Below are 13,802 nucleotides of genomic sequence, written 5' to 3'. Positions count from 1 at the left end.
ATTCAAGGAAACATCGGGTTAATGCGCGAGGGAGGGAGGTACGTGGCGCTCACCGACGATGCGGTGGACGGTATCCGCCAGATGATCATCACGGGTGAACTCGCGCCGGGAGACAAGCTCCCGGCGGAGAAGGAACTGGCCGCACGGCTCGGGCTGTCACGCAACTCACTGCGGGAGGCGGTCCGGGCGCTCACCCTGATGCGTGTCCTGCACACCCGTCGCGGCGACGGCACCTACGTCACCAGCCTCGACCCGGAGTTGCTGCTCGGAACCATGCACATGGTCGTGGATCTGCACCACGACAGCACGGTCCGGCACTTCCTGGAAGTCCGTCGTCTGCTGGAGCCGGAAGCCGCGGCCAAGGCCGCTCTGAGCATCAGTTCCGACGAGCTCGCCGAACTTGACCGACTGCTGGACCAGGGCGAGAAGTTGGTGAGCGGTCAGGACCCGGACCCGGACCGTCGGCTCACGGCGGAGAACGGACAGGCGTTCCACCGCGTCATCGCCAGGGCTTCGCGCAATCCGGTACTGGCCACCATCGTGGAGACCATCTCCGGCAAGACGCTGCGTCCGCACGCATGGTGCGGCGTGACCGATCGATCCGACCTCCATCTCACCCTCAGCGAGCACCGGGCCATCTACGAAGCCCTCGCCGCCGGGGACACCTACCGGGCAAGAATCCGCGCCGCCGCACATGTGGCCGGCATCGAGGACGCCATGCTGTCCCCCCACTGAGCCGACCCGCTCCCGGACGTACCTGTTCCGCAGACCCCGCGCATCTCACTGCCCGCGTGCAGCTGATCGCCGTACGCCGCTGCACGCCGATTTTCGCTGCACGCCGTTTGTCGCTGCCCGCTGCCCACACACCCGCGCACCCACACACCCGCACACCCGCACACCCGCCGAAGGGACTCTTCGCCATGCCTTCCCCACCCCTGGTTCCACCTGTACCCCTGCTCGAAGCCCGCGCCGTACGCAAGCGCTTCGGCCGGGCCGAGGCACTGCGCGGCGCCGACTTCAGCGTCTACCGGGGCGAGATCGTCTCGCTCATCGGGGACAACGGAGCGGGCAAGAGCACCCTGGTCAAGGCGATGTCCGGCGCACTCCTGCCGGACAGCGGCGAGGTGCGGATCGACGGCGAGCCGGTGCGCCTGGCCTCCCCGCAGGATGCCCAGGCCGCCGGCATCGAGACGGTGTACCAGGATCTGGCGCTGGCCGGTGGGCTGGGGTCGGCGGCCAACCTCCACATGGGTCGCGAGCCGCTGCGGGCCGGGTTCCTGGGCCGCATGGGGTTCCTCGACAAGTCCGCGATGCGCCGCCGCTGCGTGGAGGAACTGGCCTCGCTGGGACAGAAGCTGAACGATGTGGACTCGCCGGTCGCCACGCTCTCCGGCGGCCAGCGGCAGTCCGTCGCCATCTGCCGGGCGGTCACCTGGGCCAAGCGCGTGGTCTTCATGGACGAGCCGACCGCCGCGCTCGGAGTGGTCCAGACCCGACGGGTCCTGGACCTGATCCGGCGGGTCCGCGACGCCGGGGTGTCGGTCGTGCTGATCAGCCACAGCATGCCGCAGGTGCTGGAGGTCTCGGACCGGATCGAGGTGCTCAGGCTGGGTGCCAGGGTCGCCCGCTTCCGCACCGGCGAGGCCACCGCGGAGGACCTGGTGGCCGCCATGACCGGACTCCTCGTACACGATGCCCCGGAGGCGACCCGATGAGTGCACTGTTTCCCGCCGGTCTTCGGCCGGGCCCCGGCCGGGAACGCCGGCACGGCGAAGACGGTGACCAGCTCGCGCGGACGCTCCGGCAGCGGCTGCTCGGCTCCTCGCTGCTGTACCTCTCCGTCACCCTTGCCGTGCTCGTCGTCGGCTTCTCGATCGCCGCCCCCGGCTCCTTCCTGACGGTGTACAACATCCGCACCATGCTGACCGTCGCCTCGGTCCTGCTGGTGGTGTCGGTCGGCTCGACCTTTGTGATCGCCACGGCCGGGATCGACCTGTCGGTCGGCTCCGTGCTGGTCTTCGCCGGGGTCGTCTCGATCAAGGCGATGGAGGCGGTCGGCGGCGGCGCGGGCGCCGTGCTGGTGGGCCTGGCCGCCGCGCTGCTGGCCGGGCTGGTGTGGGGCACGATCAACGGCCTGCTGGTGGCCCGGCTCAGGGTGCCGCCGCTCATCGCCACGCTGGGCTCGATGGGCGTGGCGCTGGGCATCGCCGAGCTGGTGACCAACGGCTCCGACCTCAACGGCGTCCCCACCGCGCTGTTCACCACCATCGGCCTGGGGCGGCTGTTCGGCGTGGTGCCGTGGATCGTGGTGATCGCGGCGGCCGTCACGATCGGTGCCTGGATCACGCTCACCAGGACCCGGTTCGGACTGCGCACGCTCTTCATCGGCTCCAACAGCGAGGCCTCGCGCCGATCGGGCATCGACGTCACCCGGCACCTGATCACGGTGTACGCGCTGGCCGGAACCCTGGCCGGGCTGGCCGGCTTCCTGGACCTGGCCCTCTACGCCAGCGCCAACATCGCCGGGCACACCAACGACAACCTGCAGGCCGTCACCGCCGTGGTGCTGGGCGGAACCAGCCTCTTCGGCGGCACCGCGTCCATCCTCGGCACGGTGATCGGCGTGTTCATCCCCGCGGTACTGCAGAACGGTTTCGTGATCGTCCGGGTGCAGACCTTCTGGCAGGAGGTCGTGATCGGCCTGGTCCTGGTCTTCGCGGTCTACCTGGACCAGCTCAAGCGCAGTGCCCTCGAACGCTTCTGACCCCAGGCTCCCCTGCTCCGCCACCCACCCGCCCGAAAGGTCCCGTCACCATGCCTGTCAAGAGATCCGCGGCACTCGCCGTGTCCCTCACCGCGCTCGTCGCCCTCACCGCCGGCTGCTCCGGCTCCGGTTCCACCGCCGCGGGAGGCTCGGGCGGCAGCAAGCACTACAAGATGGTCTACGTCCAGGGCATGGCGGGCAATCCCTTCTTCACCTCGCTGACCTGCGGCGCCCAGGCCGAGGCCAAGGCCAAGGGCGTGTCCTTCGACGCCCAGGGCGGGAAGGACTACAGCCCGGAGAGCCAGACCCCGGTGCTCAACGCGGTCATCGCTCAGCACCCGGACGCCATCCTGATCTCGCCGATGGCCGGCGAGGCCATGGTCCCGGCACTCACCCAGGCCAAGGCCCAAGGCATCAAACTGGTCTTCGCCGACTCCAAGGCGGCCGACGACTCGCTCGCGGTGTCCGAGATCGCCTCGGACAACCACGCGGGCGGTGTCCTCGCCGCCAAGACCCTCGCCACCGAGATCGGCGGCAAGGGCAAGGTCCTGGTGATGGGCGCCAAGCCCGGGATCTCCACCACCGACGCCCGCCAGCAGGGCTTTGTCGAGGAGATGAGGAACCACCCGGGCATCACCGTGCTGGACCCGCAGTACAGCGAGAGCCAGCCCGCCACCGCCACCGCCAAGTTCAGCGCCGTACTGGCCGCCAACTCCGACCTGGCCGGGGTGTTCGCGGTCAGCACCCAGGAGGTCGAAGGCGTGGCCACCGGCGTGCAGAGCGCGGGCGCCACCGGCCGGGTCAAGGTCGTCGGCTTCGACACCTCCGCCCCGATCATGGACGACGTCAGCAAGGGCGTGGTCCAGGACGTCGTGGTCCAGGAGCCGCTGCAGATCGGCAAGGACGCCGTGGACCAGGCCCTCGCCGCGCTCCAGGGCAAGGCGACCACCACCAGCATCGCCACCCCGTACGTGGTGCTCACCAAGGCCAACATGGCCACCCCGGAGATCGCCAAGTACGTCTACAAGAGCAGCTGCTGAACCTCCGCCACCCCCATCCTGGAGGAAGACATGCACGCTCCACCCGCCCGCCGCACCGGACGCGTCCGCGCCCTCGGACCGGCGGCGCTCGCCCTGGCTCTCACCGCGGCGGCGCTCACCCTCCAACTGCCCGCGCCCTCCACCGCCTCCGCGACCGACGCCGGCACCACCTGGGACTTCGAGGACGGCACCGCCCAGGGCTGGCAGGTCACGTCCGGCTCCTTCGGCCGGCTGATCAGCGACCGCGCCTTCGAGCACAACAGCCCCACCACCCCGTACACCAAGCAGGGCACCTGGTTCCTGTCGACCCTGGAGTCGCCCACCCAGGCCGCCGACGACGGATACACCGGGGAGGTCGACTCCCCCTCGTTCGTGCTGACGCGGCCCGACATCAGCATGCTGGTCGGCGGTGGCAACTCGGCGAACACCTATGTCGGCGTCGTCGACGCCGACGGCAAGACGGTCGCCAAGGCCCAGGGCAACAACGCCGAGACGATGATCCGGCGCACCCTGGACCTGTCCGCGTACCTGGGGCAGACCCTGCACCTCGCGGTGGTCGACAAGGCCACCGGCAGCTGGGGGCACGTCACTGTGGACGACGTCCACGTCAACCAGCCGCTGTCCGGCTACCAGGCCTTCGACTTCGAGAGCGGGACTCCGCAGGGGTTCACCACGGTCAGCGGATCGTTCGGCTCCCTGGTGACCGACCGCGACTACCGGCTGGACGCCCCGGCGTTGCCCTACACCAAGCAGGGTTCCTTCTACTTCTCCACCCAGGAGGCCCCGGACGGGACCACCGACGAGGGCTACACGGGCCAGGTGGTCTCCCCCGACTTCGTGCTGAGCCAGCCGGCGATCCAGATGATGGTCGGCGGCGGAAAGGGTCCGAAGGAGTACGTCGCCGTCGAGACCGCCGACGGCACCCAGGTCTGGCGGGGCAGCGGCGGCAACTCCGAGGCCATGCGGCCGCTGACGGCGGACCTCACCCCCTACCTGGGGCAGACCCTGCGTCTGCGGGTCGTCGACGAGGCCGCCTCCAAGTGGGGCCACATCACCCTCGACGACGTGCAGATCAACCTCCCCGCCCCCGGCAGTGCGCCCGCGGTCGTCGGCGATCCGGCCTCCACCCACACCGAGCGCGGGCCGGTGGCCTTGCAGTGGACCTATCCGATCAGCTCGGGCGTCACCGGCTACCGCGTCTACCGTGCCCCGCTCTCCTCCGCCACCGCCACCCATCCGACCGGCGCGCCCAGCCTGCTGGCGAACGTGCCGGTCACCGAGCTGGGATACACCGACCACACCGCGAAGGCGGCCGGCGAGTACATCTACACCGTGAAGGCCGTGGACGCGCGGGGGGACGAGTCGCCACCCGCCTACACCATCGCCCGCGCCTACCAGGACCTCAACGCCCGTGGCACCACCAAGGTCTACTCCGGCAGCGCGCTGACCGACATCAAGTTCCCGGTCGGCCCGCTGGGCGACGGCGGGCTGCTCCAGGACGGCACCGGGCAGCGCCGCAACTGGCAGAACTTCTACCCCGCCGACAACGTCACCTACACCGCCGATCCGCTGCCCGACACCTTCTTCGCGGTCCGTTCCGGCAAGGCGGGTTCCGCCGGGGCGGTCGCGGCGCTGCAAAGCGTCCCGGCCGGTTCGTTCCCCGCCTCGCCGTCGCTGACCATGACCGGTGAATACCCGATGGGCAGCTACCGGTTCAAGGCGGCCGTGCCCGGCCTCGACGTCACCGAGAAGTTCGACAGCCCGATGGTGCCGGGAGACACCAAGGACTCCTCGCTGCCGGTGGCGGCCTACACCTTCACCCTCACCAACACCACCAAGGCGGCCAAGCAGGTCAGCCTGCTCGCCGCCCAGCAGAACGCGGTCGGCTGGGACGGTCTGGCCAAGGTGTCGGGAACCAGTTACTCCGGCTACGGGAACAACACCGACACCGTCGAGCAGGACGCGTCGGGCACTCGCATCCAGCTGACCAAGTCCGGTAGCGCGGCCAGCCTGCGGCTGAGCACGACCGCGCCGCACGCCACCGCGACCGCTTCCTGGTCGGGCAGCGCCAACCTGCTCAGCGCCTTCACCAGGAGCCCGGACCTCACCGGGCCGACGACCGCCACCAGCGGCACCGGAAAGACCGTCGACGCGGCGCTCGCCTCCACCCTCACCCTGGCCGCCGGCCAGTCGGTCGACATCCCCGTCACGCTGCGCTGGTGGGTCCCCGACGCGTCCCACCAGAGCGGCCTGTACAGCGGTCGGCACTACACCACCCTGTGGAAGTCGGCCGCGAATCTGGACACCTACCTGGACACGCACCTGGCCGACGCCCAGGCCCTGACCCGGAAGTACCACGACACGCTCTACGCCTCCGACCTGCCCCAGTACGTGCTGGACAGGGCCAGCTCCGGCGCCGCACTGCTGCACACCCCGACCGTGTACTGGACGGACTCCGGCATGTTCGGCGGGTACGAGGGCTACGGGTGCTGCAGCGGGATGCCGCCGCACGTCTGGGAGTACAACCAGGACGCACCACAGCTCTTCCCCGAGATCGGCACCGACATGGTCACCCAGTGGCTGGACAAGATCAACCCGGACGGCAGCCTGCCCGAGCGCCCGCTGAGCGGCAGCACCGGGTCCGCGATCGACGGCCAGGCCGGCGTGGTGCTCTCCGCCTATCGGGAGTACCTGGCCGACTCGCCGACCGCCGGGAAGGCATGGCTGGACAGCCAGTGGCCGCACCTGAAGGCGGCGATGGACTGGATCTGGAAGACCAACGACCCCGACCGGACGGGCCTGACCACCGGGCTCGCCCACAACACCCTGGACACCGACTTCTCCGGCACCAGCTCCTGGACCGGCTCGCTCTACCTCGCCGCAGCGGACGCCGCCTCCCTGATGGCCACCGTGGAGGGCGACTCGACCGAGTCCGCCCTGCTCACCGGCATCTACCAGGCGGGCCGGACCGCACAGAACGACCTGCTGTGGAACGGCGAGTACTACCGCGAGGTCAGCCAGGGCTCCGGCCAGAGCTACGGCAACGGCGTCTCCATCGACATGCTGCTCGGCCAGTGGTGGTCCAGCCTGCTCGGGCTGGGCCCGATCTACCCGGCCGACCGCGAGACGCAGTCGCTGAGCACCCTCTTCCGCGACAACTTCAAGAACAACTTCCTCGGCTACAGCCACCAGTGGCGCGACTTCGTCGCGCCCACCGACTCCGCCGCGGTCATGTTCACCTGGCCGCACGACGACAAGCCCGCCAACGCGGTCAACTACAACGACGAGACCATGAGCGGCTTCGAGTACTCCGCCGCCGCCACCATGATCCAGAACGGCCTCGTCACCCAGGGGCTCACCATGGTCGACGCGGTCAACAACCGCTACGACGGCGTGCTGCGCACCGGCAACGGCATCACCAGCGGGACCTGCGCCACCGGCGACGGCACCGGCAACCCGTTCGGCGACGACGAGTGCGGGCAGTGGTACGGGCGCTCGGGCAGCAGCTGGTCGGTCATCCAGGCGCTCCAGGGCCTGACCTACAACGGTCCGGCCCGGACCATCGGCTTCGCACCGAAGTTCCGGCCCGGCAACCACAGTTCGTTCTTCACCGCCGGCAACTCCTGGGGGCTGTTCAGCCAGACCAGGGCCGGCGGCAGCCAGACCGACACCCTCAAGGTGACCTACGGACCGCTGTCCCTGAGCCACCTCACCTTCACCACCGCGACCGCGGCGACCGCCGTCACGGTCACCCTCGACGGCACCGCCGTGCCGGCCACCCTGCACACCGGCAAGGGGGGCACCACCATCGACCTCGGCCACATGGTGACGGTCGCCTCCGGCAGCAGCCTGAAGGTGCACCTGACCACGCGCTGACCCGGCCCGGCACACCCGCCCTGGTGCCCCGTCTCCCCCTGCCGGGAGACGGGGCACCCCTGTCCCGAGGGTTGTACGTCAAGGCGTGACGAGGGCGAAGTCGGGGTCGGGGGTGTCGAGCAGGCCGGTGAGGGTGGCGAGGACCTGCGGGTCGCCCTCGACGTGCACGCCGTCCAGTCCCTTGCCGCCCAGGACGCCGAGGAGTTCCGGCTTGGTCAGGGTGAGGGTCAGGTCGGCCGCCGGGCCCGGCTTGTCCGTGCCGGAGGCAGTGTCGGTGCTGCGGTAGGTGAGGGCACCGTTGGACAGCAGAAGGTGCCAACTACGGCCCTCGTCGGTGACGTTCCAGGTCATCGTGAGCTTCTCGTCCCACGCCCTCGGGCCGTCGACGCGGATGGCGAGCGAGTCGATGAGCATGTCGACGGTCAGGGCCATCGCCATCTCGGGGTTGGTCGTCTCCAGCGCGGTGTGTGCGACGGTGCCGCGCAGTTCCTGGGCGCCCATCAGGTAGAAGTTGCGCCAGGTGGCGTTCTCCGCGCCGAAGCCGAGCTTCTCGTACACCGATGCCAGCGCCTGCTTGGCGATCGAGTCGTCGGGGGCGGCGAAGACCGCGTGCCCCAGCAGCGTCGCGGCGAACCGCAGATCCCCCGTATCCGCGTACTCCTTGCCCTTGGCGATCAACGCCGGCACACCGCCGTAGTCAGCGGCGAACCGCTGGGCCTGCTCGACCGGCGGATGCTCCCACAGGTGGGCCGGGTTGCCGTCGAACCAGCCCATGTAGCGCTGGTAGACGGCCTTGACGTTGTGGCTGACCGACCCGTAATAGCCGCGGTTCGCCCACCGGTTCGCGATCGCCGGCGGCAGCTCCATCCGCTCGGCGATCTCCATCCCGGTCAGTCCCTGGTTGGTCATGCGCAGGGTCTGGTCATGGAGGTACGCCCACATGTCGCGCTGGCCTGCCAGGTGCTCGACAATGCGGTCCTGGCCCCAGGTGGGCCAGTGGTGGGAGGCGAACGCGACCTCGGCCCGGTCGCCGAACAAGCTGATCGTCTCGCCCAGGTAGTGCGCCCAGATGCGGGTATCGCGGACCACCGCCCCGCGCAGGGTCAGGATGTTGTGCATGTTGTGCGTGGCGTTCTCCGCCATACACAGGGCACGCCGGTCGGGGAAGTAGAAGTTCATCTCCGAGGGCGCCTCGGTGTCCGGCGTCATCTGGAAGACGATCCGCACCCCGTCGACCGTCTCCTCCTGGCCGGTGCGCGTGATGTCCAGCGTCGGAGGGACCAGGGTGATCGTGCCCTTGGAGGTCGTGATGCCCAATCCGGCGCTGATGTGTCCGGCAGGGCCCTTGTCCAGTTCGGCGCCGTACATGTAGACCGCTCGGCGGGTCATCGCGCCACCCGCGTACACGTTCTCCGCCACCGCGTGCTCCAGGAACCCGGCCGGGGCGATCACCGGCACCGGGGCGTGGCCGTGCGGCAGCACGCCACGTGAGCCGCCGAAGTGGTCGCCGTGGGAGTGCGTGTAGATCAGCCCGGTGACGGGGCGGTCGCCGCGGTGCTCGCGGTACAGCGCGAGCGCGGCGGCCGCGGTCTCAGCCGAGATCAGCGGATCGATGACGAGGACACCGGAGTCGCCCTCGACCAGCGTCATGTTCGACAGGTCCAGGTTCCGGACCTGGTAGATCCCCTCGGTGACCTCGAACAGGCCCTGCTTGTTGCACAGCCGGCTCTGCCGCCACAGGCTGGGGTGCGCGCTGGGAGGGCAGTCCCCGTCCAGGAAGCCGTACGCGTCACCGTCCCAGATCACCCGGCCGTCGTCCGTCCGGATCACCGCGGGTGAGAGGGCGGCGACGAACCCCCGGTCGGCGTCCTCGAAGTCGGACGTGTCTGCGTAGTCGAGATCACTCATGGACAACGAATAGCCCAGAAACGGGACATTTGCACATAACTGTATCGCGCGCCCTCCATCGTCCCCAACGGGTTCGACGGGTTCGACGGGTTCGACGGGTTCGACGGGTTCGACGGGGAGATCGGGCCGGTCCCCGAGTACCTGCGCGATCCGGCCTCGTGGCCCCCTTCGGGCGCGGCCCGGCCGTGCACCCGGTGGGGACGGAACGCCGTCGAGTTACTGAAAGTAGTGGGCAGACATCTCGCCTGCTGGGGCCAGCCGGGCGTGCCGTGCGGCTGACTTCCTGCCTTGTCGCAGATGAACGGACGTCCGGGGACAGGGGACAATGCAGGACATGGATGACGCGTTCACACTCCTTCGGCGGGCCGTCGACCTGCTGTCTGAGGACGCCGTAGCAGAGAACGGGCAGACGGTTGGGGATGTTCGCGAGGACATCGGGCGCCAGGAGTGGGAGATGGTGCTCGGCGTTCTCATCGAGATCGGGGACGTCCACCCCGTGTCGGTGGACTTCTGGGAACTCCTCGCCGAGGCCTCTCGCCAGATGATGCTCGACCGCAGCCGCAGTTGGTGCGAGTGGCGAGCCTGGGAGGTCCGGCACGGCACTGTCCGGGTGACCTTGAGCCTGGCGGGTGGGGAGGAGGGCCGACGCCGGACTGCCTTTTCCGGAGACGGTCGGCTCCGACCGATGTGGGACATCGGCAATCGCACGGTCGGCGGGGAACGAGAGCTGAGCATCGCAAGGTTGTGGGTGGAATATGCGGAGAAGCTCGGCCCGGGAGAGACGGCCGATGCTCGGCTGGCTCCTCTGAGACCAGAGCAGTGGAGGCATCTGAAGTGCGGTGATGTGATCACCATGTACGAAGCTCGACCTATTGCCGGCACGGCCACGGTGATCGAGGTCTTGCCGCCGCGCGCCTGAGCCATCGCGTCGCCCCAGACGCGCCGCGAGCGACGAACGGTTGTCAGCCGCAGCCAGGGGTCGGGGCAGCCGGCCCGCGTTACGGACCTCGCGTCCCAACTCAGCCGGCCTCCAGGGCGTCTGCCCGCCTCGCCAGGTCCGCCGCGACGCGATCCCAGTCCGGTCCGTGCAGCCACAAGTTCGCGGCAGCCTCGCGCATCAGCGCTGGCTCATCAGGTCGCTGCAGGAGCACCAACCGGTAGGACAGGTTGCGCACCCAGACCGGCAAACAACCATCGACCACGTGCGGGCAGAGCTCACGGAGCATGGCGAGGATCGAAGCCGCGTCAGCGAAGGTCAGTTCCTCGACGAAGTAGTGCTCCCGGTGGTCGAGGTCGCACTCAGGCGTCGGTCCGAACTCGTCTCCGTAGAGACACCGGGCGTGCTCCGTCAAGGTGCTGTGCATGTCCTGGAGCCTATGACGCCTTGTTCCGCGGGAACGAAGCTTGAGCCTGTCGCGACGATGATCTGGCGGGTGCCCCAGTGGTATTTTGACCCGAAATCGCGGGACGGGTGAGTAGGCGGGTGGACAGAGACCGGCGGCATGCAGTTGTCGTGGTACTCCGCGAGCTCGGGCGAAGCCACGATTACCGTGACCGGGCGGATGCCGGTCACGGCCTGGCAGGCTTCGCCGAGATGCAGGAGGCCCTCGGGCCACTACTGGAGCTGATTCTCGACCCAGGTGACACCTTCGTCACCCGGGTGACCGCGGAAGCCGTGCTGCGGCGAAAAGACAGGATCGGGTTGGCGGTAGTCGCCTCCGCACTGGCAGTCGCCGATTCGAATCACAGCGATTGGATCCACACCGCACTTCACGATGTGTTCAGCATCTTCTCCGAGGAACGGGACAACGCGATGCAGTTGTGCGCGGAGATGTTGCGGGACACTGACGACCGCGTTGCCCTGGGGGCTCGTCAGATGCACGAAGCCCTGGCCGAGATCGACCCCGTTCTTCGCCCCATTCAGCCCGGGGTGGACACTCCCGTGAGAGCGCAGGCGCTCTGTCCACGAGCAGTAGGGGACATCTGACACGGGCGTTTTCATGCTGGCACCGGGTCGCGTAGTCGCGGCCGCAGGTCCCCAGGGCGACCTTGGAATCCCGGCACCCGCATCGCTCAGCCGCCCTTGGAGCCGCCCGCATGGCTCCCGCCATAGGCCCGTCCCGCGAGCCCGGACACGTTTCTCGCCCAACTGCCCGCGTGGTCGCAGGAGCTGGCGGGAGCCCCCACACCCGCCGGGCGTGCCCGTCAGCCCGTGTTCACGGGCTGACGATGTTGAAGTTGGGGTCGAACTCGTCGAAGAGGCCGGCGAGCGTCAGCAGAACCTGCTCGTCGCCGTCGAGCTTCAGCCGGCCGGCCTGGGCGAGCTGTGCGGCATCGGCAGGCTTCAGCAGGGCGCCGACCAGCGCGGCCTTGGGGCCGGTGACGGTGAGCTGGGTGTCGGCGGAGGCACCGCGGCGGGCGTTCAGGACACCGCGGTCGACCCACATGCTCCAGGTCTCGTCCGCTTCGGTGAAGTGGAAGTCGATGCGCAGGTGCGCCTGGGCCGCCTTCTCGCCGATCAGGTGGACGGCGGCGTAGTCGAAGAGGATGTCCACGGGCATGGCCAGGATGGTGTCGGGGCTGGCGGTGGCGAAGGTGGCGGCCTGGACACCCTGGCGCAGTTCCTTGGCGGCGGTCAGGTAGATGCCGCGCCACTGCGGGCCCTCGGCCTGGTAACCCATCTGCTCGTAGGCGTCGGCCTGAAGGTCGTGGGCGGCCTGGTTGTCCGGTCGGGCGAAGACCAGCGTGTGCAGGATCTGGGCCGCCCAGCGGTAGTCGCCGGCGTCGATGGCGCGCTTGCCCTCAGCCAGGACCTTCTCGGAGCCGATGAGGTCGACGAAGCGGCGGGCGGTCTCGACCGGGGGGTGGGGGTGCAGGGAGACCGGGTCGCCGTCCCACATGCCCAGTTCCTTGGTGAACACCGCGCGCACATCGTGGTGCAGGGTGCCGTGGTAGCCGCGGTTGAACCACTTGCGGCCCAGCTCCTCGGGCAGCTCGATCTCCTCGGCGGCCTCCAGCGGGGTGTAGCCCTTGTTCGCGAGCCGCAGGGCCTGGTCGTGGATGTACTTGTAGGTGTCGCGCTGGGACCCGATGAACCCGGTGACGTCCTCGTTGCCCCACACCGGCCAGGTGTGCGGGCCGTAGTGGACCTGGGCGTCGTCGCCCCAGCGCTCCAGGGTCTCGTCCAGGTAGCGGGCGAAGTTGCGGGCGTCGCGGGTGCGGGCGCCGCGCAGGGTCTGGATGTTGTGCAGCGTGTGGTTGGCGTTCTCCGCGCAGGTCAGCGCGGCCAGCTGCGGAATCCAGATGTGCATCTCCTCGGGCGCCTCAGTGTCCGGGGCGTAGAGGAACTCGAACTCCAGGCCGCCCAGGTCGCGCTTGGTCCCGGTCTCGGTGATCGGGTCGGTCGGCGGGATGTAGGAGACGGTCACTCCGGGGAGCGAGGTGATGCCGATGCCGCAGGTGACGCATCCGGTGGGACCCAGTTCGAGGAGGCTGCCGAACGCGTAGCCGGCCCGTCGCGACATGGCGTTGCCGGCGATGACGTTCTCACCGATGGCGTGCTTGTCGAAGGACGCGAGGGTGCCCGGAGCGATGATGGGCACCTTCCCCGAGGCCACGTCCTCGGCGCTGACGACGCCCTTGACCCCGCCGTAGTGGTCGATGTGGGTGTGGGTGTAGATCACCGCGGCGACGGGCTTGTCGCTGACGTGCTCACGGATCATCGCCATGCCCTGGGAAGCAGCCTCGACGTTGGACGCGCAGTCCACGATGACCAGGCCGCTGTCGCCCTCGATGACCGTCAGGTTGGCCAGGTCGTTGTTCCGCACCTGGTGGATGCCGTCGACCACCTTGTAGAGGCCGCCCTTGCGCATCAGCTGCGACTGCCGCCACAGGCTCGGGTGCACCGTGTCGGGGGCCGGGGCGTCGTCGGACAGGTAGTCGAACTTGGCGGTGTCGAAGATCAGGTGGCCGTCCGCGCCGCGCAACTGGTCCGGGAACGGCGCGATCAGGTTCCGGTCGGCATCCGCGAAGTCCTGCCGGTCGTCCATGTCGAACCGGGCAACGGCCTCGCGGTTCGATGCGGCGGTCGCGGCGGTGGCGGGCCTGGGCGAGTAGACCACGGGAGGACTCCAATCGGTCACGTCCAGCAGCAGACCGCAGCAACGAACGCGGCCGCAGGCACGGTGCCCCAGGCCCACACCCTTGCCGCGCGC

General features: G+C 69.3%; 10 protein-coding genes. 7 read left to right on the top strand and 3 right to left on the bottom strand.

The features are described from left to right. Positions 1-21 precede the first annotated feature (21 nt). From AB0399_RS13240 to AB0399_RS13220, 5 genes are all read left to right on the top strand, one after another. Positions 22-735 (top strand): FadR/GntR family transcriptional regulator, encoded by a 714-nt coding sequence (locus AB0399_RS13240; RefSeq protein WP_366411339.1) that lies wholly within the window; start codon positions 22-24, stop codon positions 733-735. A 185-nt stretch (positions 736-920) separates the two neighbouring features. Further along, the gene (locus AB0399_RS13235; RefSeq protein ID WP_328460211.1) at positions 921-1,715 is read left to right on the top strand and encodes an ATP-binding cassette domain-containing protein; all 795 of its coding nucleotides are present in this window, start codon (positions 921-923) and stop codon (positions 1,713-1,715) included. Next, a complete protein-coding gene (locus AB0399_RS13230; protein ID WP_366411338.1) occupies positions 1,712-2,764 on the top strand; it encodes an ABC transporter permease in 1,053 nt (350 codons plus the stop codon). Before AB0399_RS13235 ends, AB0399_RS13230 begins: the two co-directional genes overlap by 4 nt. Positions 2,765-2,814: 50 nt before the next feature. After that, complete coding sequence (locus tag AB0399_RS13225; protein WP_366411337.1) at positions 2,815-3,804, top strand: ABC transporter substrate-binding protein; 990 nt, start codon at positions 2,815-2,817, stop codon at positions 3,802-3,804. A gap of 30 nt (positions 3,805-3,834) precedes the next feature. Then, positions 3,835-7,680 carry a GH116 family glycosyl hydrolase gene (locus AB0399_RS13220; RefSeq protein ID WP_366411336.1) on the top strand — a complete coding sequence of 1,282 codons (3,846 nt, stop codon included), beginning with the start codon at positions 3,835-3,837 and terminating at the stop codon, positions 7,678-7,680. Between the two features lie 78 nt (positions 7,681-7,758). On the opposite strand, the gene AB0399_RS13215 is transcribed toward AB0399_RS13220, so the two are convergent. After that, positions 7,759-9,588 carry an alkyl sulfatase dimerization domain-containing protein gene (locus AB0399_RS13215; RefSeq protein ID WP_366411335.1) on the bottom strand — a complete coding sequence of 610 codons (1,830 nt, stop codon included), beginning with the start codon at positions 9,586-9,588 and terminating at the stop codon, positions 7,759-7,761. Between the two features lie 334 nt (positions 9,589-9,922). Between AB0399_RS13215 and AB0399_RS13210 the strand changes: the two genes are divergently transcribed. Continuing rightward, entirely contained in the window at positions 9,923-10,507 is a 585-nt protein-coding gene (locus tag AB0399_RS13210; protein WP_366411334.1) for a hypothetical protein, read from the top strand. A 100-nt stretch (positions 10,508-10,607) separates the two neighbouring features. Here AB0399_RS13210 and AB0399_RS13205 read toward each other — a convergent pair whose 3' ends face one another. Further along, positions 10,608-10,952, bottom strand: a complete 345-nt coding sequence (locus tag AB0399_RS13205) for a hypothetical protein (RefSeq protein WP_366411333.1) — start codon at positions 10,950-10,952, stop codon at positions 10,608-10,610. A 149-nt stretch (positions 10,953-11,101) separates the two neighbouring features. Between AB0399_RS13205 and AB0399_RS13200 the strand changes: the two genes are divergently transcribed. After that, a complete protein-coding gene (locus AB0399_RS13200) occupies positions 11,102-11,575 on the top strand; it encodes a hypothetical protein (RefSeq protein ID WP_366411332.1) in 474 nt (157 codons plus the stop codon). 229 nt (positions 11,576-11,804) lie between these two features. On the opposite strand, the gene AB0399_RS13195 is transcribed toward AB0399_RS13200, so the two are convergent. Further along, entirely contained in the window at positions 11,805-13,730 is a 1,926-nt protein-coding gene (locus AB0399_RS13195) for an alkyl sulfatase dimerization domain-containing protein (protein ID WP_366411331.1), read from the bottom strand. Positions 13,731-13,802: the final 72 nt, after the last annotated feature.

Origin of the sequence: Streptomyces sp. NPDC088194, from assembly GCF_040702025.1 — a bacterium.
Taxonomy (GTDB): Bacteria; Actinomycetota; Actinomycetes; order Streptomycetales; family Streptomycetaceae; genus Actinacidiphila.
Note: the sequence above shows the minus strand (reverse complement) of the source record. Positions and strands in the feature narration are given on the sequence as shown.